At 40.3% G+C, this 26268-nt stretch carries 28 protein-coding genes; 9 read left to right on the top strand and 19 right to left on the bottom strand.

Annotation, left to right across the window (positions count from 1 at the left end):
- Positions 1 to 271 precede the first annotated feature (271 nt).
- Positions 272 to 1138, bottom strand: coding sequence for a nucleotidyltransferase-like protein (locus tag ACFW35_RS18165; protein WP_379847914.1), 867 nt, complete (start codon positions 1136 to 1138; stop codon positions 272 to 274).
- A 120-nt stretch (positions 1139 to 1258) separates the two neighbouring features.
- Between ACFW35_RS18165 and ACFW35_RS18160 the strand changes: the two genes are divergently transcribed.
- Positions 1259 to 1624 carry a YgzB family protein gene (locus tag ACFW35_RS18160; RefSeq protein ID WP_066286256.1) on the top strand — a complete coding sequence of 122 codons (366 nt, stop codon included), beginning with the start codon at positions 1259 to 1261 and terminating at the stop codon, positions 1622 to 1624.
- A gap of 36 nt (positions 1625 to 1660) precedes the next feature.
- Here the strand turns inward: ACFW35_RS18160 and perR are convergent, their stop codons facing one another.
- The 4 genes from perR to ACFW35_RS18140 form a co-directional block, all read right to left on the bottom strand.
- Entirely contained in the window at positions 1661 to 2092 is a 432-nt protein-coding gene (gene perR / locus ACFW35_RS18155) for a peroxide-responsive transcriptional repressor PerR (RefSeq protein ID WP_379847912.1), read from the bottom strand.
- Between the two features lie 108 nt (positions 2093 to 2200).
- Positions 2201 to 2749, bottom strand: a complete 549-nt coding sequence (locus ACFW35_RS18150) for a cob(I)yrinic acid a,c-diamide adenosyltransferase (protein WP_379847911.1) — start codon at positions 2747 to 2749, stop codon at positions 2201 to 2203.
- A gap of 1 nt (position 2750) precedes the next feature.
- Positions 2751 to 3701 carry a D-2-hydroxyacid dehydrogenase gene (locus ACFW35_RS18145; RefSeq protein ID WP_379847909.1) on the bottom strand — a complete coding sequence of 317 codons (951 nt, stop codon included), beginning with the start codon at positions 3699 to 3701 and terminating at the stop codon, positions 2751 to 2753.
- Positions 3702 to 3789: 88 nt separating this feature from the next.
- Entirely contained in the window at positions 3790 to 4899 is a 1110-nt protein-coding gene (locus ACFW35_RS18140; protein ID WP_379847908.1) for an aminopeptidase, read from the bottom strand.
- A gap of 143 nt (positions 4900 to 5042) precedes the next feature.
- On the opposite strand from ACFW35_RS18140, the gene ACFW35_RS18135 reads away from it, so the two are divergent.
- The gene (locus tag ACFW35_RS18135) at positions 5043 to 5222 is read left to right on the top strand and encodes an H-type small acid-soluble spore protein (protein ID WP_379837480.1); all 180 of its coding nucleotides are present in this window, start codon (positions 5043 to 5045) and stop codon (positions 5220 to 5222) included.
- Positions 5223 to 5248: 26 nt separating this feature from the next.
- On the opposite strand, the gene bcp is transcribed toward ACFW35_RS18135, so the two are convergent.
- The 3 genes from bcp to ACFW35_RS18120 all read right to left on the bottom strand — a co-directional run bounded on the left by bcp (position 5249) and on the right by ACFW35_RS18120 (position 6391).
- Positions 5249 to 5719, bottom strand: coding sequence for a thioredoxin-dependent thiol peroxidase (gene bcp / locus ACFW35_RS18130; RefSeq protein ID WP_379847907.1), 471 nt, complete (start codon positions 5717 to 5719; stop codon positions 5249 to 5251).
- Positions 5720 to 5783: 64 nt separating this feature from the next.
- On the bottom strand, positions 5784 to 6200 hold the full coding sequence (locus ACFW35_RS18125; protein ID WP_379847905.1) for an ion channel: 417 nt from the start codon (positions 6198 to 6200) through the stop codon (positions 5784 to 5786).
- A gap of 62 nt (positions 6201 to 6262) precedes the next feature.
- Positions 6263 to 6391 carry a hypothetical protein gene (locus tag ACFW35_RS18120; RefSeq protein WP_379847903.1) on the bottom strand — a complete coding sequence of 43 codons (129 nt, stop codon included), beginning with the start codon at positions 6389 to 6391 and terminating at the stop codon, positions 6263 to 6265.
- 248 nt (positions 6392 to 6639) lie between these two features.
- Here ACFW35_RS18120 and ACFW35_RS18115 point away from each other — a divergent pair, with 248 nt between their 5' ends.
- The 3 genes from ACFW35_RS18115 to ACFW35_RS18105 are packed head-to-tail and all read left to right on the top strand — an operon-like array spanning position 6640 to position 9537.
- Positions 6640 to 7683 carry an ArsR/SmtB family transcription factor gene (locus tag ACFW35_RS18115; RefSeq protein WP_379847924.1) on the top strand — a complete coding sequence of 348 codons (1044 nt, stop codon included), beginning with the start codon at positions 6640 to 6642 and terminating at the stop codon, positions 7681 to 7683.
- Positions 7684 to 7700: 17 nt separating this feature from the next.
- On the top strand, positions 7701 to 8627 hold the full coding sequence (locus tag ACFW35_RS18110) for an ABC transporter permease subunit (protein ID WP_379847902.1): 927 nt from the start codon (positions 7701 to 7703) through the stop codon (positions 8625 to 8627).
- A complete protein-coding gene (locus tag ACFW35_RS18105; RefSeq protein ID WP_379847900.1) occupies positions 8617 to 9537 on the top strand; it encodes an ABC transporter permease in 921 nt (306 codons plus the stop codon). Before ACFW35_RS18110 ends, ACFW35_RS18105 begins: the two co-directional genes overlap by 11 nt.
- 39 nt (positions 9538 to 9576) lie before the next feature.
- Here ACFW35_RS18105 and ACFW35_RS18100 read toward each other — a convergent pair whose 3' ends face one another.
- The 3 genes from ACFW35_RS18100 to ACFW35_RS18090 are packed head-to-tail and all read right to left on the bottom strand — an operon-like array spanning position 9577 to position 12169.
- Entirely contained in the window at positions 9577 to 10362 is a 786-nt protein-coding gene (locus ACFW35_RS18100) for an ABC transporter permease (protein WP_379847899.1), read from the bottom strand.
- Positions 10363 to 10368: 6 nt separating this feature from the next.
- Positions 10369 to 11160: an ABC transporter permease gene (locus ACFW35_RS18095; protein WP_379847897.1), complete on the bottom strand. Its 792-nt coding sequence runs from the start codon at positions 11158 to 11160 to the stop codon at positions 10369 to 10371.
- Positions 11153 to 12169: an ABC transporter ATP-binding protein gene (locus ACFW35_RS18090; protein WP_379847896.1), complete on the bottom strand. Its 1017-nt coding sequence runs from the start codon at positions 12167 to 12169 to the stop codon at positions 11153 to 11155. Before ACFW35_RS18090 ends, ACFW35_RS18095 begins: the two co-directional genes overlap by 8 nt.
- A 502-nt stretch (positions 12170 to 12671) precedes the next feature.
- Between ACFW35_RS18090 and ACFW35_RS18085 the strand changes: the two genes are divergently transcribed.
- The 3 genes from ACFW35_RS18085 (at position 12672) to ACFW35_RS18075 (ending at position 16511) form a co-directional block, all read left to right on the top strand.
- Entirely contained in the window at positions 12672 to 13958 is a 1287-nt protein-coding gene (locus ACFW35_RS18085; protein WP_379847894.1) for a glutamate-1-semialdehyde 2,1-aminomutase, read from the top strand.
- 213 nt (positions 13959 to 14171) lie between these two features.
- Positions 14172 to 15242 (top strand): FUSC family protein, encoded by a 1071-nt coding sequence (locus ACFW35_RS18080; protein ID WP_379847893.1) that lies wholly within the window; start codon positions 14172 to 14174, stop codon positions 15240 to 15242.
- A gap of 531 nt (positions 15243 to 15773) precedes the next feature.
- Positions 15774 to 16511: a nuclease-related domain-containing protein gene (locus tag ACFW35_RS18075; RefSeq protein ID WP_379847923.1), complete on the top strand. Its 738-nt coding sequence runs from the start codon at positions 15774 to 15776 to the stop codon at positions 16509 to 16511.
- A 44-nt stretch (positions 16512 to 16555) separates the two neighbouring features.
- Here ACFW35_RS18075 and ACFW35_RS18070 read toward each other — a convergent pair whose 3' ends face one another.
- The 8 genes from ACFW35_RS18070 to ACFW35_RS18035 form a co-directional block, all read right to left on the bottom strand.
- On the bottom strand, positions 16556 to 17488 hold the full coding sequence (locus ACFW35_RS18070) for an ABC transporter permease (protein ID WP_379847891.1): 933 nt from the start codon (positions 17486 to 17488) through the stop codon (positions 16556 to 16558).
- 13 nt (positions 17489 to 17501) lie between these two features.
- Positions 17502 to 18506: an ABC transporter permease gene (locus ACFW35_RS18065; protein ID WP_379837506.1), complete on the bottom strand. Its 1005-nt coding sequence runs from the start codon at positions 18504 to 18506 to the stop codon at positions 17502 to 17504.
- A gap of 103 nt (positions 18507 to 18609) precedes the next feature.
- Positions 18610 to 20211, bottom strand: coding sequence for an ABC transporter substrate-binding protein (locus ACFW35_RS18060; protein ID WP_379847890.1), 1602 nt, complete (start codon positions 20209 to 20211; stop codon positions 18610 to 18612).
- Between the two features lie 59 nt (positions 20212 to 20270).
- Positions 20271 to 21245, bottom strand: a complete 975-nt coding sequence (locus ACFW35_RS18055) for an ABC transporter ATP-binding protein (RefSeq protein ID WP_066286214.1) — start codon at positions 21243 to 21245, stop codon at positions 20271 to 20273.
- Positions 21220 to 22227: an ABC transporter ATP-binding protein gene (locus tag ACFW35_RS18050; protein WP_379837512.1), complete on the bottom strand. Its 1008-nt coding sequence runs from the start codon at positions 22225 to 22227 to the stop codon at positions 21220 to 21222. Before ACFW35_RS18050 ends, ACFW35_RS18055 begins: the two co-directional genes overlap by 26 nt.
- A 338-nt stretch (positions 22228 to 22565) precedes the next feature.
- Positions 22566 to 24308: an ABC transporter ATP-binding protein gene (locus ACFW35_RS18045; protein ID WP_379847888.1), complete on the bottom strand. Its 1743-nt coding sequence runs from the start codon at positions 24306 to 24308 to the stop codon at positions 22566 to 22568.
- Positions 24309 to 24371: 63 nt separating this feature from the next.
- Positions 24372 to 24899, bottom strand: coding sequence for a nucleoside tri-diphosphate phosphatase (gene ntdP / locus ACFW35_RS18040; protein WP_077364724.1), 528 nt, complete (start codon positions 24897 to 24899; stop codon positions 24372 to 24374).
- Between the two features lie 672 nt (positions 24900 to 25571).
- Entirely contained in the window at positions 25572 to 25757 is a 186-nt protein-coding gene (locus ACFW35_RS18035) for a gamma-type small acid-soluble spore protein (RefSeq protein ID WP_379847886.1), read from the bottom strand.
- A gap of 143 nt (positions 25758 to 25900) precedes the next feature.
- On the opposite strand from ACFW35_RS18035, the gene ACFW35_RS18030 reads away from it, so the two are divergent.
- Positions 25901 to 26125, top strand: coding sequence for a hypothetical protein (locus tag ACFW35_RS18030; protein WP_066286205.1), 225 nt, complete (start codon positions 25901 to 25903; stop codon positions 26123 to 26125).
- The last annotated feature ends 143 nt before the right edge of the window (positions 26126 to 26268 follow it).

Raw genomic sequence — 26268 nt, 5'->3', positions numbered from 1 at the left:
CCATAAAAGTGTTTGACTTGCTCTCGTTTTAAAACTGACGGAATTAATTCTTAATTCCTTACCTTTGCTTTTGTTCAGTTTTCAAAGAACTTGTTGTTTAAAGCTTGTCACTCGTTTTGGCGACTTTATTAGGATAACATCTCAAAAATAAGATGTCAACCTGTTTTTTTACCGTGTTTCCCGACTGCAACATTGTTTCCGTGTGTCGCAGCGACAAGAAATAATATAGCACGATATTCATAAACAGGTCAACACCTTTTTGTAAAAAAGTTTATTCTTTTATCGCATAATAACGGTGGTATAGGTTTTTGCTTTTCGTTTCCCGTTTAACCGTCTTAATATATCCCTTATCTTTTAGATGTGTAAGAAGCATTGGGAGGTCGATGGCGTAATCCTGTACTTCACTATGCTCCATTAACTCATGGTAAGCCCATTCGTCTTTTTGTTTAATAACACTTAGTAAATGATTGGCTCCAAGTTTTGTTTTAGAAGAAAGTGAAAACTCAGAAGCAAGCAGGAGAAGCTCGATTCTTTTATCAATCGATTCCTCACCGGTTACAAGCTCTTCATAAAGCTTGAAGATCTCTGGCTGGATCATTTTCACCTGATTCCAAACGGTTACCTCCGGATAATAACCATGTTCAATAACAGACAAGCGTGCTAAATGATGAAGGGCATGCATGATGTTATTAAAAGCATCAAGATATTGTCCAGAGTGAAATAATTCCTTACCATCATTATACCGTCTTAAAAGTTTAGCGAACTCTAGTCCAATCTTATGTGTCCGCTCCTCTGCCGGAAATTCATGAAGCCTGTCCCTTAGCCTCGTTATGTATTCGTTTCGATTAAAAAGGACTTTTCCGTTCATTACCCAGTCAACAGCTCTTTTATTGGTGCCAAGCATGAGCCATGAATTCAATAGCTCTTCTGTCACCACATGCAAGGCCGCTGAACCAGAATGAAACTCGTAATGTTTAATCATCCACGGCTGATCAGATTCTTTTACTATAATAAGAAGAATACTGTCAAAGTGGTCAGTACCTGGGCTAAATGCTTTTGTCTTTTCAACATCCAAAACACCTAACGTGTTTTCGTTGCTGGCTCTTTCCTGATAAAGGGGGCGTAAAATATCGTCCATTAAAGGTCATCTCCCATATTAACAAAATCCTGTGTGTTATCTTTCAACATCAAATAAAGAAATCCTTTTTCTTTTCTTCAGAGTTCATATGTTATACTAATGAACGTAGGAGGGACAGGTATGATAAAGTATACGAGCAAAATTAATAAAATACGTACGTTTGCCTTAAGCCTTGTGTTTATAGGTATCATCATCATGTATGCAGGCCTGTTTTTCAAGACAAGTTTTGTCGTAATGTCTATTTTTATGGTTATTGGTTTTATTGCAACGATCGCTAGTGCTGGTGTTTACTTTTGGATTGGAATGATCTCTACTCAGGCAGTGCAAGTTGTCTGTCCGAATTGTGGAAAAGTAACGAAAGTTCTTGGCCGCGTTGATGCATGTATGTCCTGTAATCAGCCGCTTACGATGGATAAAGGTCTTGAAGGCGAAGAGTTTGATGAAAAATACAATTCTAAACGCCAAATGCGTAAAGAAAATAGATAAAGCTGACATTCCGTTTAGGAAGTCAGCTTTTTTCATTTAATGTTTTCTTTTGCAATCCGGGCAGACGCCGTAGATTTCCATCCGGTGCCGGCCTACTTCAAAGCCTGTCACTGACTCAGCAAGGCTTTCTACTTCATCTAAGCCTGGATAATGAAAATCTACAATTTTCCCGCAAGAATCACAGATGATATGGTAGTGATCTGTTGTCACACAATCGAACCGGCTGGATGAATCTCCATAAGTCAGTTCTTTGATAAGACCCGCTTCTTTAAATACACGGAGATTATTATAGACGGTAGCAACACTCATATTTGGAAACTTCCCTTCCAGCGCCTTGTAGATCTCATCAGCAGTTGGATGGGACATCGATTGAATAAGATGCTCTAAGATAGCATGACGCTGTGGTGTAATACGCACACCTGCTACTTTTAAATTGTCAATTGCAGCATTGATCTTTGCACTAGACATTCGTCATGCACCCCATTTCTTTAAGAATTATTACTTTATAATCGTTATAATTAGTCTACTGCTTAACAACAGGTTTTGTCAATTGAAGTATACGGAACACTCGCTTTTTTAGGATAAATCTTCGTGAAGTACAGGTTCGTTTACCTGCATTTGTTCGTTTACATATCTTGCAGCAACGAATAAAAAGTCTGATAACCGGTTTAAATAAGATAAAACAAGAGGGTTCACACCTTCCACTCCGACGGCCAGCCGCTCCGCACGTCTTGCAATCGTTCTGGCTGTATGCAGAGCACTTGCAGAAGGAGACCCTCCAGGCAATATGAACTGCTTCAATGGTTTTAGCCCTTCCTGCCAGCTATCGATCGTTTCCTCAAGAAAATGAATGTCATCTTCTTTCAGCTTCCATGATACTTCTTTGCCTGCAGGTGTCGCAAGTTCAGCACCAACATGAAAAAGAACGGTTTGAACTTTTTGCATGACGATAGCTGCTTGCTTTGCCCAATCTTCATCAGGTAATTGACTTATTCCAAGACCAATCATACTGTTCGCTTCATCACATGTACCATATGCATCTACCCTGATGTCATTTTTTGATACTCTTTCGCCAAAGATTAAAGATGTTGTTCCTTTATCCCCAGTTTTTGTGTAAATCTTCATATTAATACCCCCGATCATATGGAATGATATTGATCATTTCAGAAAGCCGGCTCTTCCGGTAAAGTTTAAGGTTATCACTAAAAATCTCAATTGCTCTTTCCTGATATTGCGGTGAAATACCAGACAGATGCGGTGTTACAGTTACATTCTCCATATCCCATAGCGGACTTTCTTCAGAGAGCGGTTCTTTTTCGAAAACATCCAGAGCGGCATGATGAATTTTCTTTTCTCGGAGAGCTTCAATAAGTTCACTTTCAACTATTGTAGTGCCGCGGCCAATGTTTATAAGTACAGCAGACGATTTCATCCGCGAAAAAGCATCAGCCCCAATGAACCCTTTTGTTAAAGATGTTGAAGGAAGCACATTCACAATAAAATCACTTTCTTCATACAGCTTGTTTATTCCTTCTTGATCAACGATTGCATCAAAGTTCGGCACTGATCCGCCGCTTCTGTTAAAACCAATCGTCTTTATATTAAATGCTTTCGCAAGCCTCGCCACTTCTGATCCGATTGCTCCCGTTCCTAATATACCGATTGTTTGTCCTGAAATTTCAGTCATAGGAACTTTTCGGTCCCACTTATGCTCTTTTTGATTTTCCATTAATTCTTTTGCTTTTCTCGATACTTGCAGCATCATTGAAATTGTATATTCTGCCATCGGGGTCTTATGTATGCCTCTGGCGTTTGTAATGAGGATATCCTTTTCTTGAAGAGCTTTAAAAGGCATCTTATCCAGTCCTGCAGAGATAACCATAATCCATTTTAACGATTTTGCCTTATCGACTAGTTCGTCTGTCAGATCTTCACCATAAGAAATAAGTACTTCAGCTTGATCAAGATCCACGACAGCTTCTTTCATCTTGTTGTGAAAATGAAACTCCTCTTCAGGAAACCGCTCTTTAAGTTCTTCTTTAATTTCATCTTTTAATCGTCCAGTTGAAAGTATCATTATAAAAAAACACCTTCTTTTTATTATTAGTGAATTAGAAAAAGCGGGACAGTTCATCCCGCAATCTATGTTAGTTTTTTCACACTGTTTATTTAAGGTTTTCTGGATTCAACCCTAGTAATTCAGGCAGAACAAATAATCCGTCTTTACGGATTAAAACATCATCGAAGTAGATTTCGCCCCCGCCATACTCCGGACGCTGAATGAGGACCATATCCCAGTGGATGCCTGATTCATTTCCATTAAAAGCATCTTGATAAGCTCTACCTGGTGTAAAGTGAATGCTGCCGCCAATCTTTTCGTCGAATAAGATGTCACCCATCGGATGCTGGATCAATGGATTTACACCGATTGCAAACTCACCAACATAACGTGCGCCTTCGTCTGTATCAAAGATTTCGTTCAATTTCTCAGTATTGTCTGAAGTAGCTTCAACAATTTTTCCGTCTTTAAACGTTAAGCTTACATTATTAAATGTTGTTCCATGATATGGACAAGGCGTGTTATACGTAATTTTTCCGTTCACGCTGTCTTTGACTGGCGCTGTAAATACCTCTCCATCAGGAATATTGTTTTCGCCTGCACACATAACAGCAGGAATACCTTTAATAGAGAAAGTTAAATCTGTCCCCGGTCCTGTGATGCGTACTTTATCGGTACGTTCCATCAATGCATGAAGAGGCTTTTGCGCTTCTGCCATCGCTTTATAATCGACGTTGCAAACATCAAGCACGAAGTCAGTAAATTTCTCTAGACTCATTTTAGCCATTTGAGCTAGACCAGTTGTTGGATAGTTCAGCAATACCCATTGGCGATCGTTGATAATCAGGTTTTGAACAGGCTTATTCAACTCGGCTTTCATTTGGAAAATATCACTTGGAATTTCAGCAAACTCTGAATCATTGTTTTTACATTGAATGGAGATATAAGCATCCACGTCTTCCATTCTCGCTAGATCCCACTTTACTTGTGGCTCTGTATGTTCCTTGGAAGATCCCGTCAGCAAGACACGGGAAATTTCTTCGTCCACAAGCTGTACATACGGATATGCTCCCATGTTATATGTTTCTTTAACAAGTTCTTTAACTAGCGGCTTTCCTGCAATAAAAGAAGTAATTAATACCTTTTGACCTTTTTCAAGTTTAAGTGAGTGCGTTAACAATGTTCTTGCTAATGTTGTTAAACGATCATCTCTCATTATGTAGACCCCCATTATTTATCTGTTATAAAATTCACACTATTTCATTTTATCATGGGTGAGCAATCCTGCCTATTTTTTATAAATGAAAGCATAGTATTATCTGCACCGCTGCATAATAACTATCGTGGAGGTGATTAAAGATGAACGTATCACGTGCTCAGCAAATTATTGAATCTGAAAAAGAGATCGAAGTTTTACATAATGGAACTCCTGTCTGGCTTCAATCTGTTGACGAAAACAGTCAAACAGCAAGAGCTTACACAAGAGAACAGCCGGATAATGAAATGAACATCCCTGTTAATGAATTGCAGGAAAGTTAAAAAAGCCCCCAATTGAGGGCTTTTTCTTATGATAAATTTTCTTTTATAAATTCAAGCGCATCTTGCACATGATCTTTCACTTTTACTTTTCGATATTCCTTTTGAATGATCCCCTCTTTATCAATGATAAAAGTTGATCTCTCAATCCCCATATATTCTTTCCCAAAGTTCTTCTTAAGCTTCCATACATCATACATTTCCGCTGCTTTATGTTCTTCATCAGCCAGCAGCAAAAATGGCAAGCCATGTTTCTCAATGAATTTATCGTGACGTACCAGAGGATCGGGACTGATACCAATGATAACAGTATTCGTATTCTCAAAGTCACCGTGCATATCTCTAAAATCACAAGCCTGTGTTGTACATCCTGGTGTCATGTCTTTCGGATAAAAATATAGAACCACATTCTTGCCTTTAAAATCAGAAAGCTGGACTTCCTTCCCATTGCTCGCCGGCAATTTAAAATCAGGTGCTTTTGTTCCTGTTTCTACAGTCATTGAATAAGCCTCCTTAAAATAAATTTCTCTTTTAAGGGTAGCCTAATTGCCGCTTCTTCAACAACTATTTTGCTGTTCTATTATGGTGGATAACTGAAGAAAGAACAAATGCAATTGGCAGCAAATAGCCGATAAGTGCCTGAAGTGCCGCAATCCATCTTCCTGCACCAACTGGAACAATATCTCCGTATCCTACTGAAAGAATCGTTGTACTGCTGAAATAAATGCATGCTTCAATAAACGAGAAGAAATCACTTTGTTCCAGCTCAAGTTTTATTACCGGAAAACCCATAATGGACAATAAAGCGTATATCATTCCAAAACCTGAAATTATCGTTCCATACACAATGAATAAAACCAGCAGATGACTGGCTGGCATAAGATGCTCTTTTATACCAGGGTGTTTAAACAGCATCCATATACTGCGCATAATGATGGCAGCACTTGCTATTAATAAAATGACCAATACGCCATGTCCCATTCTTTCCACCTCAATTTATCTTATGAGATTTTCAATGTGAATAGGACAGCCTTTATCGAGTTTTAAAGAAAGACTGTATTCGTATGCTTTTGGAAGTGGTTGATTTCCGCTTCAGGATGAGCTGCATACTGAGCAATTCCCCGTGTTCTGGATTTTGCCGTAGGGCTTCCTGCTATAACCATGATCTTCATATATGTATCCCTCATTTCTGCAATGTTCAAAAGTAGTACGCTCACATATTACTAGACTTTTACCATGTTCAAACAGCAAAACGAATTCAAAAACATAAAATCACTACTTTAGTCAGGATTTTTTTTAAATTATTATTGACTTTGCTGCCATCTAGATGTAAATTATTTGTAATTTTGGGATTTACAAAAACTAATTAGATGCATAGCTAATCAAAAATAAACAACAATTGGAGAGGAAGTTAGAATTGATGCACGTATCTGTTGATTTTTCACCATTTAACGAAATGATGACCAGTCTTCACGTTATTCAAAACCCTTCACACCATCCTTACAGAAAGGCATGGGCAGAAAGAGCGCTCAACCAACTGCCTCAAGATCTCGCGCTGCTTATAAAGGAATGGGGACCGCATTTTTATGACTGGATGTATTTTATAAACATCCGAAACGAATTTCAATTTAACGAGGAAACGGTAGAAGAAGGAATTGAAAAGTTAGCAAGAGTTCCCGACTTAACTTTTGCTTATCTATTGCTTGGAGAGAAATATGGAACAGACAGCTTGCTGAAGTGGAAGAACAATCCGGCAACTGCACCCCTCCACTCTATTGAAAAAGACATTCTATTAAGAACAGCGAGCTGGAAAAGCAGATTCTGTGATTTCTTTTATGACTATAACCGCCATCTATTTGCCGAGGAGCTTTTCCGGATAACTCCTTGGATTGCAAGGGCATCTGACAATTTTAAAGAAGAACTCATATCCTCAAAGATTGAAACATTAAACAGCATTCATCCTGATGTAACCGTTACGTCCGAAAATATAAAGATAAAAAAGAACGATGTGTACACCTTTTCCTTTGAAGAGTTTCCTAGACTCGTCATCCAGCCGTCTACTTACGCAACACCTCACGTGATGCTTTGCTGCAATGAAGACCGCGTTGCAATTGCTCTTCATGTTGCGGTTCCTGATTCAGAAAAAGACCAAGAGCCTCCCGAGGATTTAATTTCACTGTTAAAAGCACTCAGTGAACCAACCCGTTTGAAGATTTTGCAGGATCTGCTTCATCACCCATACAGCACGAAACAGCTTGCCTATAAATTCGGATTAACCGAAGCCACTGTATCAAGCCATTTAAAACTATTACTCTCTTGCGGCTTAGTGGAAACTCAAAGAAAAGGATATTACGTATTTTACACAGGAAAACGTGACCGCTTGGAATCTTTAAGGACAGAAGTTACGCAGTTCATGCAGCAGCCAGTCTTAGATGAATATATCTTTATGCCTGATTTAACTTAAAAAAGGAGAGCCCTCATATGAGAAAAGTAATCTTAAATCTTCAACAATTATTTTTACTATGTTCTAGCATTATTCTTATTGCTGCTGTTCCATCCTTTCTCGCTGGTGATGATGGGATTGAATTTAGTCTTTTACGATATGTTGAGTCCGTGGCAGTGGCACTTAAGAATCTCGCAAGTCCTGATTCCCTTACTTTATACGTCCATTCTCAAAATATGATCATAGAGCCTATGCCCGTAAACCTTTCCTACGAATTCGTTAATGAGATCTATGAAATCCCTTTGTTTCCTGAGGTTTGGGATATTGTTATTTACACTTTAATCTTGTTGCTGATTAGCTTTGTTGCTGCATTCATCCTCGCTGTTATGCTGGGCTGGTGTGCCGAACTTCTTCCCTCTTCATTTAAGAAAGCGGCATTACGCATTAGCGAGCTTCTTGAAGCATTGCCTGATTTATTTTTTGTGTTTTGCATTCAATTAGCGGTTGTCTGGATCTATAAAAAAACGGGGTTCCTTGCAGCAAATCCTTTTACATCGAGCAGAGAACCTTCCATTTTGTTACCCGTTATAACATTGAGCATCGTACCGGCAATTTATTTATTCAGGCTCCAGCTCGTATTATCCCAGACAGAAATAGAAAAGGACTACATTACCTTTGCACGTTCAAAAGGTCTTTCAAATTCACATATAGTCTTTCATCACCTTTTAAAAAATACGATTTCCGAACTGTCTATTCATCTTCCGTTTATCATGCTCCTGCTTTTCAGTCAGATGATCATCCTGGAATATCTCTTTAATTTGAATGGAATTATACAAATTCTGCTTAGTGAACAGCCCGCTGCTACGAGAGCTGCTCTGCTGATGCTTATCGCATTTCCTCTGTTTGCAGCGGTAAAAGGGGTAAAATTGTTTATTAAGAAAGAGAGGATTTCAGATGTTGCGTAAGTTAAACGCTTTTTATTCAGGAACAATTTTGCTGGCGATCATTCTATTATTAAGTATAACGGTACCCATTTTTATGACTGAACCTTCTGTCCAGCAATTCAAGTATAATTTCGATCAAAAGTCATTGAAAATCCCACCGTTCAGTCCATCTGAAGAGCATTGGTTCGGTACCGACAGAAATGGCAAAGATTTATTTTATGCAATAGTGGATGGGGCAAAATATACGATTTTCTTCGCTCTGGTTATTACACTTACAAGAATGTTCCTATCTTTTATTGGCGGTCTTGTTTTTAAACGTTTGTTTAAAAAAAGCTGGGTGAGCGGCTTGCTGCAGGGCTTTCAATTTGTACCTCAATCACTAATTGTATTGCTTGTTTTATCTCCGCTCCTTTTTTATGAGCTTAGAACACAGTCTGTTTTCAGTTATACAGAAACGTTGGTCATTCAGCTGGTTGTCCTTGTTGCAGTAGGGATCTTTCCATTAGGGAAAATAATTGCAGAAACAGCTGACTCATTATCTCAAAATGAATATGTGACTTGCGCAAAACACATGGGAGCATCCCCATTACAAATTACGGCACGCCATGTTCTGCCGCATTTGTGGCCACGGCTATTTGTACTCGCCGGCAGGCAATTTTCACAAGTGCTTACTTTAATGCTTCACTTAGCCATCTATCATTTATTTATCGGAGGGGTTAAAATCACTTCAGGTCAAGTGCATGATCAATTCAATAACTATGCGACTGTCTCGAACGAATGGACTGGACTGATCAGCATGTATCACCGGGAACTGATGCTGGAGCCTTTTGTTGTTATGGTCCCTGTTGTCGCGTACACCTTCCTGATTCTGTGTGTGAACGTCATGACAAAAAGCCTTGAGAAAAGCTTTGATAAACGAACTCTCTATTAAGCAAAAAACCGCTCTCCTATTTTTGGAGAACGGTTTTCTTTAGTTTCCTGCACCTCGGTACTTTGTGACACCGACATTCCACAAAGTTACGGCGATCATAAAGAATACGAGCCCGACTACTGGTGTTAAGAAGGCATACGTATACCACTCTTCCCTTTCTAAAAAGTAAGAGGCAGGGTATACACCAACAAACGCAAACGGTAGAATCCACGTCAGCACGTACTTAATGATTTTGTTATATATATCAACCGGATACCGCCCATAGTTACCGATGTTATACATCATAGGCATGATGTCTGTCCGCGAATCTGACCAGAATCCGATCGTAGCAAGGCTGATGAAGATACCCGCATATACGAGTGCTCCTCCTAAAACAAGAAGCAGAAAGATAAACGGGTCGTACCAGCTGATCTCGAGACCCAGCTTGCCCCCCGCATAAAACATAACGATCAATCCTGTTACAGCACCGAATAATGATTCAAGCTCCATTCGCTCCAGCACGATTTGAAATAGACTGTGAACCGGTCTTGTAAGGATACGGTCCATCTCCCCTTTTACAATATAACGATCTGTAAAATCCCATATGTTAAAAAAGGAAGAAAATATCGCAAACGGCACAAGGAAGAATCCATAGATAAAGATCATCTCGTCCTTGCTCCACCCTGCAAGCAGTGTCGTATGTCCGAAAACAACAAGGATAAACATGAGGTTCACGGCTTGAAACAGAAAATCAGAAAAAATCTCCACAACCATATCGGCACGGTAAGTAAGCCTTGTTTTTAAATATTGTCCTGCATATTGGAAAAAGATCGATAAATATTCCATCTGTTTCTACCCCCCTTGAACCACAAGCTGGCGCTTCGCTAAAATCCATAGCACATACACAGGGATAATTAAAATAACTGACCAGACCGCCTGATTGATCATAGCTTCAAATACTTGAGAACCTTTAAACCCTTCAGTAAAAATCATACTCGGAATGTAACTGATCCCCTGAAACGGAAGATAGCTCATAATATTCTGCGCCCACATCGGATAAAAACTAAGCGGCAGAATCAATCCTGAAAACAGATCGATCACCACACGCTTTGCTCGGATCAGTCCGTCATTATTAAATAAGAAGAACGTTGCAATTCCGGCAAGCAGATTGATTTGTGTGTTAATAATGAAGCTGAAGCCAATCGATATAAAGAAGTAAATCCAAGTCCAGGCGTTAGCCGATAACTCAACCGGGAAAACGAGCGCAACAATAACCATGCCAGGAACAGAAAAGAATAGTAACCTGAAGATCCCTTCACCTAGTCCCTGCATCATCTTCATATTTAAATATGGATAAGGACGAACCATCTCGATCGCTACTTTTCCTTCTTTAATTTCCATCGCAATCTCACGGTCAATGTTATTAAAATAGAAAGCTCTTGCCATCCAAGCTACTGCAATATATGTGGTCATCTGTGTGATCGAAAGACCCTGAATGTTTTCCTTCCCGCCATAGATCGCGCTCCACAAAAAGTAATAAGCTCCAATATTGATGCTGTAGATCAAAATTCCGCTGTAATAGTTTGTACGGTAAGCCAGCATCATTAAGAAACGGATGCGGATCATTTCAATATACTTACCCATGACGAACAGCACCTTCAATATAGATGTTACGGATGATTTCCTCTGTTGAGATCTCTAGAATCTTTAAATCTGCAATCTTTTTAACAGCCGTCACTTTTCCTATAACTCCTGATATCACTGTTTCATCACTGTCGACAGAAGCCACCCAAATAAGGTCGCTTTCACCTTGTTCCCAAACGACAAGATGATCTTTCGTTAGGTTCTGCAATTCTTCCAATGATGCCTTTTCACTGAACTGGAACTGAATCTGTTTTCCTTCTGCCCAGTTTTCACGAAGTTCTTTTAACGGACCATCATAAATAATCTTTCCTTCATCAAGCATGACAACCCGCTCACAAAGAGCTTCAATATCTGAGAGGTCATGTGTCGTTAAAAGAATTGTCGTTCCATACTTTTCGTTGATGCGCTTTAAGAACTCACGAATCTTTAGTTTTACAAGAACATCGAGACCGATTGTCGGCTCATCTAAAAACAGCAGAGGCGGATTGTGAATGAGTGCAGCCGCCAATTCACACCGCATTCTTTGTCCGAGTGACAGCTTTCGGACTGGCTTATCAAGAAGCGGTCCGATATCGAGCGTTTCGATTACATCTTTCATATGCTCTTCATATTGCTGATCAGGTACATTGTAGATTTTCTTTAACAGCCTGAACGATTCCTGAACCGCGATATCCCACCAAAGCTGCGAACGCTGACCGAATACAACTCCGATCGTCTTAACGAATTTCTCCCGCTCTTTATGCGGATTCATGCCGTTTACAACTATTTTGCCGTCAGTCGGTGTTAAGATGCCAGTAAGCATTTTAATAGAAGTAGACTTACCAGCTCCGTTTTCACCAATATATCCGACCATCTCTCCTCTATTAATAGAAAAAGAAATATCATCTACAGCTGTTTTTATCGTGTAATTTCGTGTAAAAAGATCACGAAACGCCCCTTTCAAACCCTGGCGGCTCGAAAAGGACTTAAACTCTTTCCTGAGATTCTGAACATCTATAATATTCTCCATATAAGGAAGCCTCCAAAATAAATAAAAGAAATAATATAAGGTTTTTTAATAAGGCTGTTTTCGCAAACTTTGTCGCTCTTGAAAGTAGTTGATTTCCGTTACAGGATGCTCGCTTTCCGGGGGCGTGCGGTGAGCCTCCTTGGCGCTCCGCACCATTAGGAGTCTCACCTGTCCCGTTACTCCCCCAGGAGTCTCGCACCTTGCACTCCACTCAACTTGTCAAAGAAGTGAATGGAACAAAATTACTCAAAAGCAACAATCTTTTAATGAAGAGCCTTTTAAAATAAGTAGGGTATTTTTAGTGTTTGTAATTTTGCAAAGCAAAATTTAGAGTTTCCTTTAGAGAAACTCAAGCACTAGGATAGTGTATCCTATCCTTCTTCTAAAACTCAAATAGTTCAGAAATTAGCGGATAGTTTTCCATGCCTGTCTGTATCCCTTTTTCATGCTACAATACTAGTTGTAATCAAGGTTTATTAGTCTTTAAGGAGGAATTACATATATGAATCACTCTCGATCTGAAGCTCTTTATGATGAAGCTCTCTTACATATTGTCGGAGGTGTGAACAGCCCTTCCCGTTCATTTAAAGCAGTTGGCGGCGGTGCGCCGGTTTTCATGGAACGCGCTGAAGGTGCTTATTTTTGGGATGAGGATGGCAACCGCTATATAGATTACTTGGCTGCATATGGCCCCATTATTACTGGACATGCTCACCCGCATATAACAAAAGCGATTGTTAAAGCTGCTGAAAACGGCGTGCTTTACGGTACACCCACTGCACTTGAAGTTAAATTTGCAAAAATGCTTAAAGAAGCCATGCCGGCCATGGATAAAGTCCGCTTTGTAAACTCTGGAACTGAAGCGGTTATGACGACAATCCGTGTTGCCCGTGCTTATACCGGCCGCGATAAGATCATTAAATTCGCAGGCTGCTACCACGGTCATTCTGATCTAGTCCTTGTTGCTGCTGGTTCTGGCCCATCCACACTGGGTACCCCGGATTCTGCAGGCGTTCCGAAAAGTATTGCACAAGAGGTTATCACGGTTCCTTTTAACGATGTTGATGCTTACCGTGCTGCCATGGACAAATGGGGCGACCAGGTTGCTGCTGTCCTAGTGGAACCGATCGTGGGGAACTTCGGAATCGTTGAGCCGAAAGAAGGGTTTTTACAAGCGGTTAATGACATTACACACGAGCATGGCGCTCTCGTAATCTACGATGAGGTCATTACTGCTTTCCGGTTTATGTATGGAGGCGCGCAAGATTTACTTGATGTGAAACCGGACATGACAGCACTTGGAAAAATAATCGGCGGCGGACTTCCAATCGGTGCATATGGAGGCAAAAAAGAGATCATGGAGAAAGTAGCCCCGCTCGGACCCGCATATCAAGCAGGAACGATGGCTGGAAACCCTGCTTCCATTTCTGCGGGAATTGCATGCTTGGAAGTATTGCAGCAAGAAGGTGTATATGAAGAGATGGATCGTTTAGGTGCGATTCTAGAAAAAGGACTGCTAGAACAAGCTGAGAAGCATAATGTTTCAGTGAGCATAAACCGCTTGAAAGGTGCATTAACTCTTTATTTCACAGATGAAAAGATCGTTAATTATGAGCAAGCTGAAGCTACGGATGGAGAGATTTTCGGAAGGTATTTTAAACAGATGCTTAACGAAGGTATCAACCTCGCACCATCTAAGTATGAAGCGATGTTCTTAACAACTGCACATACTGAAGAAGATGTTATGGCAACAATTGAAGCAGCTGGAAAAGCTTTCAGCAGACTTTAATATTTAATGCTGTATAAAGAATCCGTCCAAGAACGGATTCTTTTTTTTATTTTATGGGAAAAACAAGTAATAAATACCGGCGTCTTTTCATACGGTATGTAAGTCTGTAATTTTCACAATTTGTTAACACACTCTGACTTGATTAAACTTACAAAACAGTTTATAGTGTTTGAGATTATTAACATTTTTTATGAGAAAGGAATTATCGCAGTTATGAAATTAGGAGCCCGAATGATTAAAACGGGTTTAGCCATATCGCTATCGATCTACCTGGCAATGTTGTTTCAACTGGATCAGCCGGTTTACGCGGCTATTGCTGCAACATTCGCGATTCAGCCTTCGATCTACAGGTCGTATCAAACCATATTGGAACAGATTCAAGGGAATCTTGTAGGTGCTATTTTTGCTATTATTTTTGTTATTTTGCTAGGCAATAACCCGTTTGTAATTGGATTTGTCGTTGTACTCGTTATCGCAGCCAACTTAAAGATGAAAATTGAAAAAACAATCCCGTTATCAATTGTTACGGTAATCGTGATTATGGAGAGCCACACAGAGAACTTTATTGGTTTTGCTGTGGACCGGTTTTTGCTCATTATGCTGGGTGTCCTATCCGCATTCTTAGTAAACCTGGTATTTATGCCTCCCAAATACGAAACAAAATTGTATTATAAGATCTCAGGTCATACCGATGAAATTATTAAATGGATTCGCATGATCACGAGACACGCATCAGAACATAATGCTATTAAGGAAGATTTGACTCATCTTAAAGAAAACCGCTTTAAGATGGATCAATACTATTTATTATATAAAGAAGAACGAACTTATTTCAGGACGAACAAATATTCAAAAACCCGGAAGCTTGTACTCTACAGGCAGATGATCCAGACGACCAACAAAGCGCTGGAGCTGCTGAAGAGCCTGCACCGGCATGAGAACGAATTATACAACATGCCTGAACCGCTTCAGGAACTGATTCAGCTGAAACTCGATGGATTAACGAACTTCCACGAACAAATGCTGCTGAAATACACGGATAAAATCAGAGCACAGCACACACTCGACATGGACGATGAAATCAGCAAAAAGTCGCTTATGAAATGCATCATGAGCTATTACAAAAGTCCAGAAAACGAAGAATGGATTCAGCTATTCCCTGTTTTCGCGCTAATTATCGATTACAGTGACCAGCTCGAACATCTGAACACTTTGGTAGAAAGCTTTAAGAACTATCACCAGGACGACAGCGAAGTGCAATTGGATCAGCGATTTGAAGACTAGATGAGGATATAAGGAGACCAGCCTTTTTGTGGGGGCTGGTTTTTTTGTTGATCAGCTTAGTGCAGGGATGTCGGTTTGGTCTAAATATGCAAACTCGCGGGAATATGGTTAAAACTCGCGGGATTATTGGAAAAACTCGCGGGATTAACTCCAAAACTCGCGGGATTATGTAGTGAATTTCCGGAATAAATCCTTCATAATATCTAGAAATCACTATATCACCTTTTGCATCGAACTAAATCATAGTACAAAATGAAGATCCATTACCGAATTAACTAAATAAGGAGGCAAAGTTATTAAAAATAAGAGAACAACTCCCATTTTCGTTACAAAAATATCAAAATTGCTGAGGAGAATTCCTCAAGACCACATTCATAAACAGGAACTTCAAAATCAGTTGCGTAATCATTCATTTGGTTTTAAAGGAGAGCAGGCTCTGGACTATTTTTATCGATATTTACCTAAGAATGATATTTATTTCCTACATGGGATTCGAATTTTACAGGATGATTATTTCTTTCAAATGGATACATTGCTTATTACTCCAAACTCCTTACGATTCTCGAAATCAAGTATTTAGCTGGTCATCTATATTTCGAAGACCGGTTTTCGCAGCTTATTAGGACATATGAGAATAAAAGAGAAGCATTTCCAAATCCCATAGAACAAGTTAAACGTCAAAGTTACCATCTTTCCCAAATCCTAAAAATGTATAAGTTCGATTTTATACCTATTGAATCACTTGTGGTCTTGACACATCCGTCAGCTATTATTGAAGCATCCCCTACTTATAAAGAAGCTTTTGAAAAAGTAATAAAAAGTCACGGACTTCAACAAAAATTTCACGATCTCTCCTATAAACATACCAAATCTATTTTTAATCAAAAACAAATTAAGAAACTCTCGAAATTACTAACCAAATCTAATATTCCCTATGATACAGATGTTTGTAAACTCTTTAATATCAACAAAAATGAGCTGCTAAGTGGTGTATTATGCCCGAATTGCACTTACTCGGTTATGAAGTATAAATGGGGTACTTGGAGTTGCCTGATGTGTCAGGAATCTTCAAAGACCGCTCATATTGAAGCGTTACAGGATTATGCTTACTTAATTTCTGATAAAATTACAAACCGTGAATGCAAACAGTTTTTGCATTTGGATTCCAGCGATCAAACGAACCACCTCCTCCGCTCTTTAAATCTTCCAATTTCGGGTTCTACTAAATCACGTGTTTACCATATTGACAAGCTTCTTCAAGACAAATGAAAAAAGACTTGGCAAGGGCCAAGCCTCCTCATTCCCTTTATCTTTTAGCTCTTCATCCGCGGATCGAGTGCATCACGTAATCCGTCACCCATCAAGTTGAACCCTAATACTGTCAGCATGATTGCCAGACCTGGGAACAATACCGTCCATGGTGCCTGGATAATGAAGTCTTTCGAATCAGCAAGCATTTTACCCCACTCTGGAGTTGGCGGTTGAGCACCCATTCCCAAGAATCCTAGAGCTGCCGCTTCGATAATTGCTGTTGCGATAGCAAGTGTTCCTTGAACGATGATTGGAGCTAAGCTGTTCGGCAAAATATGGTGAACGAGAATTCTCGTGTCACTCATACCGATTGCCCGTGCTGCTGTGATGTATTCTTCTTCTTTTACACTAAGCACTCTTGAACGCAGTAAACGTCCGAACGTTGGAACGTTGATGATTGCAATTGCAATCAAAGCGTTCTTTAAGGATGGTCCTAGTACAGATACTACTGCGATCGCAAGCAGGATACTCGGGAACGCAAGCAAGATATCGAAAATACGCGAGATGATGCCATCCACCCATTTCCCGTAATAACCTGCTACGATGCCTAGCAATGAACCTACGATTACAGAACCTGCTACTGAGAAAAAGCCAACCCATAAAGAAATGCGAGCACCGTGTATAATACGGCTTAAGATATCTCGGCCAAATTCGTCTGTTCCGAACCAGTGTTCAGCCGATGGCGCGATATGTTTGTCTTTCAGCTCAACATTACTATATTCGTATGGAGCCAGCACATCTGCGAGCAGCGCAATTAAAATAAAAAAGGATACGATCGACAGGCCGACAAGTGCAATTTTATTCTTTTTAAAACTTCTCCAAGCATCTTTCCAAGGAGAGATTACTTTGTCTTCCACAGGTTCCACTGGCATATGCTGAGGCTGCGGATCAGGCTGCGGGACTACGGGAGGTTGTGATCTAGTTAGTTCTGACATTCTCTAATCCCTCCTACTTAAATTTAATTCTCGGATCAATTGCTGCATAGAGCAGATCCACGAGTAAGTTAATTAATACAAAGATGGTAGCCACCACAAGAATACCTGATTGAATAACCGGATAATCACGGTAAGAGATAGCATCGTAAATATATGTACCAATACCAGGCCATCCGAAGATTGTTTCTGTCAGAATAGCTCCACCTAGAAGCAATCCTGTTTGCAATCCGATAACCGTCACAACCGGAATTAAAGCATTTTTCAATGAATGCTTGTAAACGACCCAGAACATTTTCATCCCTTTTGCACGAGCGGTACGGATATAATCAGAACGCATTACTTCAAGCATGCTTGATCGTGTCATACGCGCAATGATTGCCATTGGGATCGTTCCAAGGGCCACACCAGGTAAGATAAGGTGCTTAACCACTTCCACAAACTGATCCATTCTGCCTTGAATCAGAGTATCGATTAGATATAAGTGCGTTATTGGATCTACCGGGACACGAATATTATCACGGCCAGTGGTAGGCAATAAATCAAAGTGGATAGAAAATACATATTGCTCCATCAAACCGAGCCAGAAGATCGGCATAGAAATCCCTATTAAAGCGAGCACCATTGCCGCATAGTCAAACCATGAATTTTGGAACCAAGCTGATACGATACCAGCATTAATACCAATTACAATTGCGATTATCATCGCTACAAGCGCTAATTCAATAGTCGCTGCTAAATATGGCCAGATTTCCTCTGCGATCGGTACGTTCGTTTTAAGTGAAACTCCTAGATCTCCAGTAAATAGACCTTTTAAATAATCGATAAATTGTGTGTACCAAGGCTGATCTAACCCAAGTCGCTTTGTTAAAGATGCAACGGCTTCTTTTGTGGCCTGCTGCCCTAAGATTAATTGTGCTGGATTCCCCGGGATAGCACGAATCATCATAAAAACTATAAATGTCATTCCTAGAAGTACAGGAACGAGCGTTGCTAACCGTCTGATAGTATAGGCAAACATAGGGTCACCTCTTTCTCCGAAGAATTACAAGTATGATAGGGTAATAAGTCATTTTGCAAAAAAAGGGGAGCAGGCTATTTTAGGCCATACTCCCCGCCATACCTTATTCGAAAGATACATCCACGAAAGATTGAGATCCAGTTGGATGTGGAACGAATCCTTTGATTTTGCTTACTCCTGCTAATTGAGGCTTAGAGTGAACAAGCGGCACCCATGGAGCATCTTCATGAATAATTACTTGAGCTTTTTTGTAAAGTTCCTCACGCTTCGCTTCATCAGCTGTTGTTTGTGCTTCAACTAATAGCTTATGAACTTCTTCGTTAGCGTAACGAGAGTAGTTGTTAGAGTCGATCGTGTCTTTGTCAAGAAGCGTATATAGGAAGTTATCCGCATCTCCATTGTCACCAGTCCAGCCTAACATGAACATTGGCGCTTCACCTTTTTGAACTTTCTCAAGGTAAGTACCCCACTCAAAAGTTACGATGTTAGCTTTGATATTAACTTTTGCAAGTTTTGCTTGAATTGCTTCAGCTACTTTTTGTCCGTTTGGCATGTATGGACGTGCTACTGGCATTGCCCATAGATCCATTTCAAATCCTTTTTCTAATCCTGCTTTAGCTAAAAGTTCTTTAGCTTTAGCTTCGTCATACTCACGGTCTTGGATTTCATCGTTGTAACCAGCGATTGAAGGAGGCATTGGGTTTTTAGCCGGTTCAGCAGTTCCTTCATAGAAGTTGTCGATGATCGCTTGTTTGTCGATCAAGTGGCTGATCGCCTGACGAACTTCTTTCTTATCAAATGGTGCTTTTTCAACGTTAAATCCTAGGTAACCAACGTTCATTGAAGGACGTTCGAACAATTGAAGTTTTCCGTTATCTGTTACTTTTTTCATATCAGATGGATTAAGAGCATCCATTAAGTCGATCTCGCCTTTTGTTAAAGCATTTAAACGAGAAGAGTTATCTTTAATTACTTTGAAAGTAACACCATCAAGTTTTGGAAGACCATCCATCCAGTAATCAGCGTTCTTTTCAAGTACGATTGTGTCATTTGGCTTCCAGCTCTTGAATTTGAAAGGTCCAGTACCAACTGGCTGTTTGCTTAGCTTGTCGCCATCTAAAGATTTAGGGCTCGCGATTGCGAACGGGCTCATAGCTACGTTCTTAAGGAATGGAGCTTGTGGCTTGTTCAGTGTAATAACTACTGTGTAGTCACCTTCTGCTTTAACATCATTAATTACGTGTCCTTCTTCACCTTCAAATCCACCAAACATGGATCCGTAGTAAGCGAATTTTTCGCCATCTTTACTTTGTGCCCAGCGGTCAAAGTTCTTAACTACTGCGTCAGCATTGAACTTCTCGCCATCATGGAACTTAACGCCTTCTTCAAGTGTGAATGTGTACGTTAGCCCATCATCAGAAATCTTCCACTCTTTTGCAAGACCAGGAACGATATCTGTGTTGTCTTTGCCGTAGTTTACTAGCGGCTCATAGATTTGTTCTGTAACGATGAAAGATTCACCGTCTGTTACAACAGCTGGATCAAGTGCAACAGAGTCCCCGCCGCGGCCGTAAATCATTACATTGTTCGGATCGACTTTCTCGTCGTCTCCACCTTTGCTGCTGTCACTGCCTGATGAACAACCTGCCAAAGCAAGCGATAAAGCAAGCATTAAAGCAAATAAAGTTAATAGACTTTTCTTCATCTTCTTTCCCCCAGTTCTCATTTTGATAGTGCCTTTTTGTATATGTACGCGCTTACCGTTTATTCGTATAAATGGCAGGCAGCGTAGTGGCCTTCAGCAACTTCTTTTAAAACAGGTTTTACTGATGCACAATGTTCCATCGCTGCAGGGCATCTCGTATGAAACGGACAGCCGGCTGGCGGATTGGACGGACTCGGTACATCTCCTTGGAGAATGACTCGGTCCTTTTGATGTTCAACATCTGGAATCGGAACAGCAGATAATAATGCCTGAGTGTATGGGTGTTTCGGGTTGTCGTATAGTTTTTCACTATCGGCAAGTTCCACGATATGCCCCAGATACATCACTCCAACTCTGTCACTGATATGGCGTACAACTCCCAAATCATGTGCGATGAACAGATATGTTAGATCGAATTCTTTCTGCAGATCCTGCATCAGGTTCAGCACCTGAGATTGAATGGAAACATCCAGTGCAGAGACAGGCTCGTCCGCTATGATCAGCTTCGGATTAACAGCAAGAGCTCTGGCAATCCCTATCCGCTGACGCTGTCCTCCTGAAAATTGGTGAGGATAGCGTTTTGCATGCCAGCTGCTGAGCCCTACAACTTCAAGTAATTCTTTAACTCTTCTTTTTCGTTCGGCTTTATCTTTTACACCGTGAACGATCAAAGGTTCTTCTAGAATCTTTTCAACCGTATGACGCGGATTGAGTGAAGCGAAAGGATCCTGAAACACCATCTGCATTTCGCGGCGTTTCTTTCTCATCGCGTTTGTTGAAAGTTTTGTAATATCTTCGCCTTCGAAGTAAATTTTTCCTTCAGTAGGTTCTAAAAGTCTCAGCAGCATTCGTCCTGTTGTGGACTTGCCGCATCCGCTCTCCCCCACGAGTCCAAGTGTTTCTCCTTTTTTTATAAAAAAGGAAATACCATCCACAGCCTTTACTTCGCCGACTTGTTTGCCTAGCACTCCGCCTTTAATCGGAAAATGCATTTTAAGATTCTCTACCTTAACTAATGGCTGTGTCTGACTCATGCAGGTTCACTCCCTTCTCCTCATAAAGCCAGCATCTCACTTGATGGCTGCCTTCTTGAGTTTTAAGATGCGGAGTTTCAGAGATACATCTTGTTCCTGCATGCTCACAGCGAGGTGCAAATGAACAGCCTGTTTTAATGGAGCCAGGCTTTGGAACATTTCCAGGAATGGAATAAAGTCTTCCAACCTTTTCCCTCATATCTGGTACTGATTTAATCAGTCCTACTGTATATGGATGCTGCGGGTTTTGGAAAATGGTTTTCACATAGCCCTCTTCAACTACTTTTCCAGCATACATAACAACTACTCGTTCACACATTTCAGCAACTACACCAAGATCATGAGTTATCATCATAATGGCAGTATCTGTTTCTTTGTTTAACCGCTTCATTAAATCTAGAATTTGGGCTTGAATCGTTACATCAAGAGCAGTTGTAGGCTCGTCCGCGATTAGAAGCTTCGGGTCACAGATCATGGCCATTGCGATCATGACGCGCTGACGCATCCCACCCGATAACTGATGCGGATACTCTTTTACAAGCTCTTCAGCTCTTGGCAATCCAACCAGTTTAAGCATTTCAATCGCTTTGCCCCATGCTTCTTTCTTTGACCATTTTCTATGTATACGCAGTGATTCAATAAGCTGTTCACCGATTGTAATAACCGGATTCAAGCTTGTCATCGGCTCCTGAAAAATCATTCCGATCTCATTGCCTCTAATTTGCCGCATCCTTTTTTCTGGTGCAGAAGCAAGATTTTCACCTTTAAAGAGAATTTCTCCTTCGATCTTCCCAGGCGGGGTAGGTACTAAGCCCATGACAGATAGTGATGTTACGCTCTTGCCGCAGCCGGACTCACCAACAATTCCTAAAACTTCGCCGGGATTGATGTGAAAATCGACACCGTCAACAGCTGGAATTGCGCCATCCTCTGTCAGGAAAGAAGTTTTCAGATTCTTAACTTCTAAAACTGGATTCCCCATGAGATCTCACTCCTTTCTCTAAGCTGTCAAATTTACTAGAATATTACTTCTCTGTTGTGAATTATGACACTACTCTGACATTTTGACAATAATTAATTTTCAGAATAATCGACAAATACTCCTCTTGATGTAGGTACAAAGTCATACTTTTATTGGATTTATTTCATGAAAGATTACATAAAGAAAACTTAGCTGACGCCAAGCCTTTCACGTCAGCTTTAGTTGGGCTTATACTTTCGACCGACCTAGACTTGTTGCCACGTCGAAAATCATCTTGCTAACAAGTTATACATTCTGATTGTGAAAAAAAGACCGGCATCTGCCAGTCTTTAATTTCTTTAACTTAATTGTTGAACTGTAAATAAATCATAATATGGTCCTTGTTTTTCCATTAATTCTTTGTGTTTGCCTATTTCGGCGATTTTTCCATGATCAATAACAATGATGCGGTCTGCATGAGTAATTGTAGACAGCCGATGTGCAACGATGAAAGTTGTCCGGTCTTTTGCGAGCTTCTCAAGCGCTTCTTGAATAAGGTGCTCGCTTTCTAAATCAAGTGCTGACGTAGCTTCATCTAAAATTAGGATCGGTGGATTTTTTAAGAATACCCTTGAGATGGCAACACGCTGTTTTTGACCGCCTGAAAGCTTTACGCCGCGTTCTCCTATTCTAGTATCGTATCCTTGCGGCAGATTCATTATAAAATCGTGTGCATTCGCTGCCTTAGCCGCTAAGATCATCTCTTCATCTGAAGCATCCGGATTTCCCATGAGGATGTTCGCGCGCACAGACTCGCTGAACAAAATATTATCCTGCAGAACCATCCCGATTTTATCACGTAAAGATCTTACCTGAAAATCTCGTATATCTGTTCCATCAAGCTTGATGCTTCCTTCTGTTACATCGTAAAACCGGGGAATCAGACTAATTAACGATGACTTTCCTCCCCCGCTCATTCCAACCAGGGCAATCGTTTCCCCAGGTACGACTGATAACGAGACGTTATGCAGTACATCTGCTTCTTCCTCATTATATGTAAAAGAAACATTTTCAAAGTCCAGTGCCCCTTTTACATTGTTAAGAGGCTTTGCTCCAGGAGAATCCTCTATATCATAAGATTCATCCAGGAATTCAAACATCCTGTCCATAGAAGCAATGGATTGAGTTAGTGTTGTTGAAGAATTTACAAGGCGCCGTAACGGATTGTAAAGCCTGTCCATATATGCCACAAAAGCTACTAAGGCACCGATCGTGATGTTCCCGCTAATGGCTTGATATGCAGCAAAACCAATAACAAGCAGCGGAGCGATGTCTGTCACTGTGTTTACTACAGAGAATGTTTTTGCGTTCCACTTCGTATGATCCATTGCTTTATTTAAAAATTTCGAGTTGCGCTTATCAAACTGAACTTGTTCATGATCTTCAAGAGCAAAGCTTCTAATAACTGACATACCTTGAACTCGTTCATGCAGATGCCCTTGTACTTCTGCAAGTGCCTGTGAACGGTCTTTTGTCAGCTGGCGGAGACGGGCATAGAAAAATTTTACCGAAAACGCATAGACCGGCAGCATCGATAACGCGACGATGGTCAGCCAGAAATCCATGGAAAACATAATGGCTACAGCAATAATAATGGTTGCCATATCAAGCCAGATATTCATAAGGCCGGTGATTACAAACGTTTTCGTCTGCTCAACATCATGAATGACTCTTGAAATAATTTCTCCTGATTTGTTGTTTGAATAAAAACGAAGACTTAAGCGCTGAATGTGGTCGAACATCTTATCGCGGATATCATATAGAATTTTACTTCCGACCCACTGCGCGTAATACTGTCTCCAGTATTCAATCGGTGGACGAAGAACAACAAATATTACAGCTGCACCGCCCATCAGCCAATATAGCTTATTCATCTTTTCATCAAACGGCAACGAAGTCTGAATAATGTCATCAACCACATATTTGAGAATAAGCGGAGTCATTAAAGGAATTCCGAATTTAGCAAGACCAATTATAATCGTCCAGAAAATCTGCCATTTGTAAGGCTTAACAAAAGCCAAATACCGCTTGATACTATCCATGCATATCACACCATTCTGTATTCATAAAAAGAAAACCTGCCGGCTATCAACAGGTTTTCCTTTTTAACGAAATTCTAAATATCTTTCATACCATTGTTCCACAAATCCAGGTTCAAAAGGTCCCTTTTTCTGTGTAACCATCATGATTAATTCTTGAAGATTTTTTTGAATGATCGTATCCAGCTGACTGGGATACCTCATCATCCTTTTGTGAAGCTCATATTCGTCTTCATCTAGTAAGATATAAGTTCCATCTGGAAAGACTTTAATATCTAAATCATAATCAATATACTTTAATGCTTCCTTGTCCCACATAAAAGGGGAGCCAAGGTTGCAGTAATAATAGATACCATCTTCCCGTATCATGCCAATCACGTTGAACCACTGCTTAGAATTAAAATAGCATATAGCAGGTTCTCTTGTCCGCCATTGACGGCCGTCAGATTCGGTAACCAGTATCCGGTCGTTACCGCAGATAACCTGACTTGGAGTCCCTTTCAAAATGACAGTATCCTCCCAGTTACGGTGGAGGTAGCCATTATGTTTGTAGCTTTGAATATTGATTATACTTCCGGTTGCAGGAAAACTCATCTCTCTCTCCTTTCTGCCCGAGTTCCGGAAGCTAATGTTACCTATTGAGTTGCTGACTCTCCTTTCTTCTATCCATTTGTCGGTAATTCACCAGCTCCATGATTAAACCTCGTTCTACATTTGTTTTTTCATTCCCGATCATTGCTTTCTTACAAAACACGTTTTTTTCTCTACTTTATTATATCGTTTTAAGAATAGTTTGGAAATGTACTTGTCCCTGTTTTTTAAAAAATAACGCCTTTTTTATAATAATTCCGCTCTAATTAGTATTCCCATCGGTTATGTATAGAAAACGTACTGCTTTTTAATAGCTGTTTTCTTATTCATTGTTGCTCTTGAATGTGGTTAATTTCCGCTCCAGGATGCTCGCTTTCCACGGGGCGTGCGGTGAGCCTCCTGCCGCTTTGCGCCATTAGGAGTCTCCACCTGACCGCTTCAAGGAAGTATCCTTGCTCCTGCGTCTAAAAGTAAATGCTACCGATGTGGGCTTCCTCGTCGCATGCCTAGCGAGAAGCTACTCATGTGGCAGGCACGCACCTTGCGCTTCATTCAACCTGCAAATGAAGAGAGAAATAAGAACCAAAATCAACAATCCTTTAGAAAAGAGCCTTTTAATAAAAAATTAAACCAAAAAATGCCCCCTAGTGATTAGGGAGCATTCCTGGATAGAGGTTATTTTTGTTGTTGGTTCTTACCTTGTTGAGACTGTTGGTTTTGCTGACGAACTTCTTGAGCATTAGTTTCGCTAGCAAATTCAGTTCCGTAAGATTGACCACCTTGAGACTGTTGGTTTTGTTGACGAACTTGTTGAGCGTTTGTCTTAGACGCTTGTTGCTGTCTTTGTTGTTGTTTGTCCATGTTTTTTCACCTCCACGAAATTTAATTTACCCGGGTGGGATGGGTTTTATAAGGAGTTTTTATTAATATATATTTCCAGTATTAAAAGATAGAAAAACGGGGGATAAATGAATGATTACACTAATTTAAGGAGGATTGAAATCATGTATGTAGGAAGAGATATGACCGAACTGAGTATGACCAGCAAAAATGAATGGAAAGACGAAGAGCTCGCCTATTTTCATCACTCACTGCAGCAGATGGCACCTTATCTAAACGAAGAAGGCACGAGTATACACAGAGAAATTATTAAAGAAATCGAAGCTCGCGGCGGCTTAAAGCGCGGCGAAGCTGATTGGACACACGGGACCGAAGTTAAATATGATTGAATAAGGTGAATCCCCAGCATGCTGGGGATCTTTTTAATTTATAGGTGCTCATAAATTCCATATGGCGCTCATAAATTCCGTATGGCGCTCATAAATTCCGTATGGCTCTCATAAATTCCGTATGGCGCTTATAAATTCCGTAT

This window comes from Fictibacillus sp. NPDC058756, from assembly GCF_042746035.1.
GTDB lineage: Bacteria > Bacillota > Bacilli > Bacillales > Fictibacillaceae > Fictibacillus.
Note: the sequence above shows the minus strand (reverse complement) of the source record. Positions and strands in the feature narration are given on the sequence as shown.

What these genes read in the sequence shown, in the direction of transcription:
- ACFW35_RS18165 (WP_379847914.1), bottom strand. Translation starts at nt 1,138, where the DNA reads ATGGACGATATTTTACGCCCCCTTTATCAGGAAAGAGCCAGCAACGAA.
- ACFW35_RS18160 (WP_066286256.1), top strand. Translation starts at nt 1,259, where the DNA reads ATGATAAAGTATACGAGCAAAATTAATAAAATACGTACGTTTGCCTTA.
- perR (WP_379847912.1), bottom strand. Translation starts at nt 2,092, where the DNA reads ATGTCTAGTGCAAAGATCAATGCTGCAATTGACAATTTAAAAGTAGCA.
- ACFW35_RS18150 (WP_379847911.1), bottom strand. Translation starts at nt 2,749, where the DNA reads ATGAAGATTTACACAAAAACTGGGGATAAAGGAACAACATCTTTAATC.
- ACFW35_RS18145 (WP_379847909.1), bottom strand. Translation starts at nt 3,701, where the DNA reads ATGATACTTTCAACTGGACGATTAAAAGATGAAATTAAAGAAGAACTT.
- ACFW35_RS18140 (WP_379847908.1), bottom strand. Translation starts at nt 4,899, where the DNA reads ATGAGAGATGATCGTTTAACAACATTAGCAAGAACATTGTTAACGCAC.
- ACFW35_RS18135 (WP_379837480.1), top strand. Translation starts at nt 5,043, where the DNA reads ATGAACGTATCACGTGCTCAGCAAATTATTGAATCTGAAAAAGAGATC.
- bcp (WP_379847907.1), bottom strand. Translation starts at nt 5,719, where the DNA reads ATGACTGTAGAAACAGGAACAAAAGCACCTGATTTTAAATTGCCGGCG.
- ACFW35_RS18125 (WP_379847905.1), bottom strand. Translation starts at nt 6,200, where the DNA reads ATGGGACATGGCGTATTGGTCATTTTATTAATAGCAAGTGCTGCCATC.
- ACFW35_RS18120 (WP_379847903.1), bottom strand. Translation starts at nt 6,391, where the DNA reads ATGAAGATCATGGTTATAGCAGGAAGCCCTACGGCAAAATCCAGAACA.
- ACFW35_RS18115 (WP_379847924.1), top strand. Translation starts at nt 6,640, where the DNA reads ATGCACGTATCTGTTGATTTTTCACCATTTAACGAAATGATGACCAGT.
- ACFW35_RS18110 (WP_379847902.1), top strand. Translation starts at nt 7,701, where the DNA reads ATGAGAAAAGTAATCTTAAATCTTCAACAATTATTTTTACTATGTTCT.
- ACFW35_RS18105 (WP_379847900.1), top strand. Translation starts at nt 8,617, where the DNA reads ATGTTGCGTAAGTTAAACGCTTTTTATTCAGGAACAATTTTGCTGGCG.
- ACFW35_RS18100 (WP_379847899.1), bottom strand. Translation starts at nt 10,362, where the DNA reads ATGGAATATTTATCGATCTTTTTCCAATATGCAGGACAATATTTAAAA.
- ACFW35_RS18095 (WP_379847897.1), bottom strand. Translation starts at nt 11,160, where the DNA reads ATGGGTAAGTATATTGAAATGATCCGCATCCGTTTCTTAATGATGCTG.
- ACFW35_RS18090 (WP_379847896.1), bottom strand. Translation starts at nt 12,169, where the DNA reads ATGGAGAATATTATAGATGTTCAGAATCTCAGGAAAGAGTTTAAGTCC.
- ACFW35_RS18085 (WP_379847894.1), top strand. Translation starts at nt 12,672, where the DNA reads ATGAATCACTCTCGATCTGAAGCTCTTTATGATGAAGCTCTCTTACAT.
- ACFW35_RS18080 (WP_379847893.1), top strand. Translation starts at nt 14,172, where the DNA reads ATGAAATTAGGAGCCCGAATGATTAAAACGGGTTTAGCCATATCGCTA.
- ACFW35_RS18070 (WP_379847891.1), bottom strand. Translation starts at nt 17,488, where the DNA reads ATGTCAGAACTAACTAGATCACAACCTCCCGTAGTCCCGCAGCCTGAT.
- ACFW35_RS18065 (WP_379837506.1), bottom strand. Translation starts at nt 18,506, where the DNA reads ATGTTTGCCTATACTATCAGACGGTTAGCAACGCTCGTTCCTGTACTT.
- ACFW35_RS18060 (WP_379847890.1), bottom strand. Translation starts at nt 20,211, where the DNA reads ATGAAGAAAAGTCTATTAACTTTATTTGCTTTAATGCTTGCTTTATCG.
- ACFW35_RS18055 (WP_066286214.1), bottom strand. Translation starts at nt 21,245, where the DNA reads ATGAGTCAGACACAGCCATTAGTTAAGGTAGAGAATCTTAAAATGCAT.
- ACFW35_RS18050 (WP_379837512.1), bottom strand. Translation starts at nt 22,227, where the DNA reads ATGGGGAATCCAGTTTTAGAAGTTAAGAATCTGAAAACTTCTTTCCTG.
- ACFW35_RS18045 (WP_379847888.1), bottom strand. Translation starts at nt 24,308, where the DNA reads ATGGATAGTATCAAGCGGTATTTGGCTTTTGTTAAGCCTTACAAATGG.
- ntdP (WP_077364724.1), bottom strand. Translation starts at nt 24,899, where the DNA reads ATGAGTTTTCCTGCAACCGGAAGTATAATCAATATTCAAAGCTACAAA.
- ACFW35_RS18035 (WP_379847886.1), bottom strand. Translation starts at nt 25,757, where the DNA reads ATGGACAAACAACAACAAAGACAGCAACAAGCGTCTAAGACAAACGCT.
- ACFW35_RS18030 (WP_066286205.1), top strand. Translation starts at nt 25,901, where the DNA reads ATGTATGTAGGAAGAGATATGACCGAACTGAGTATGACCAGCAAAAAT.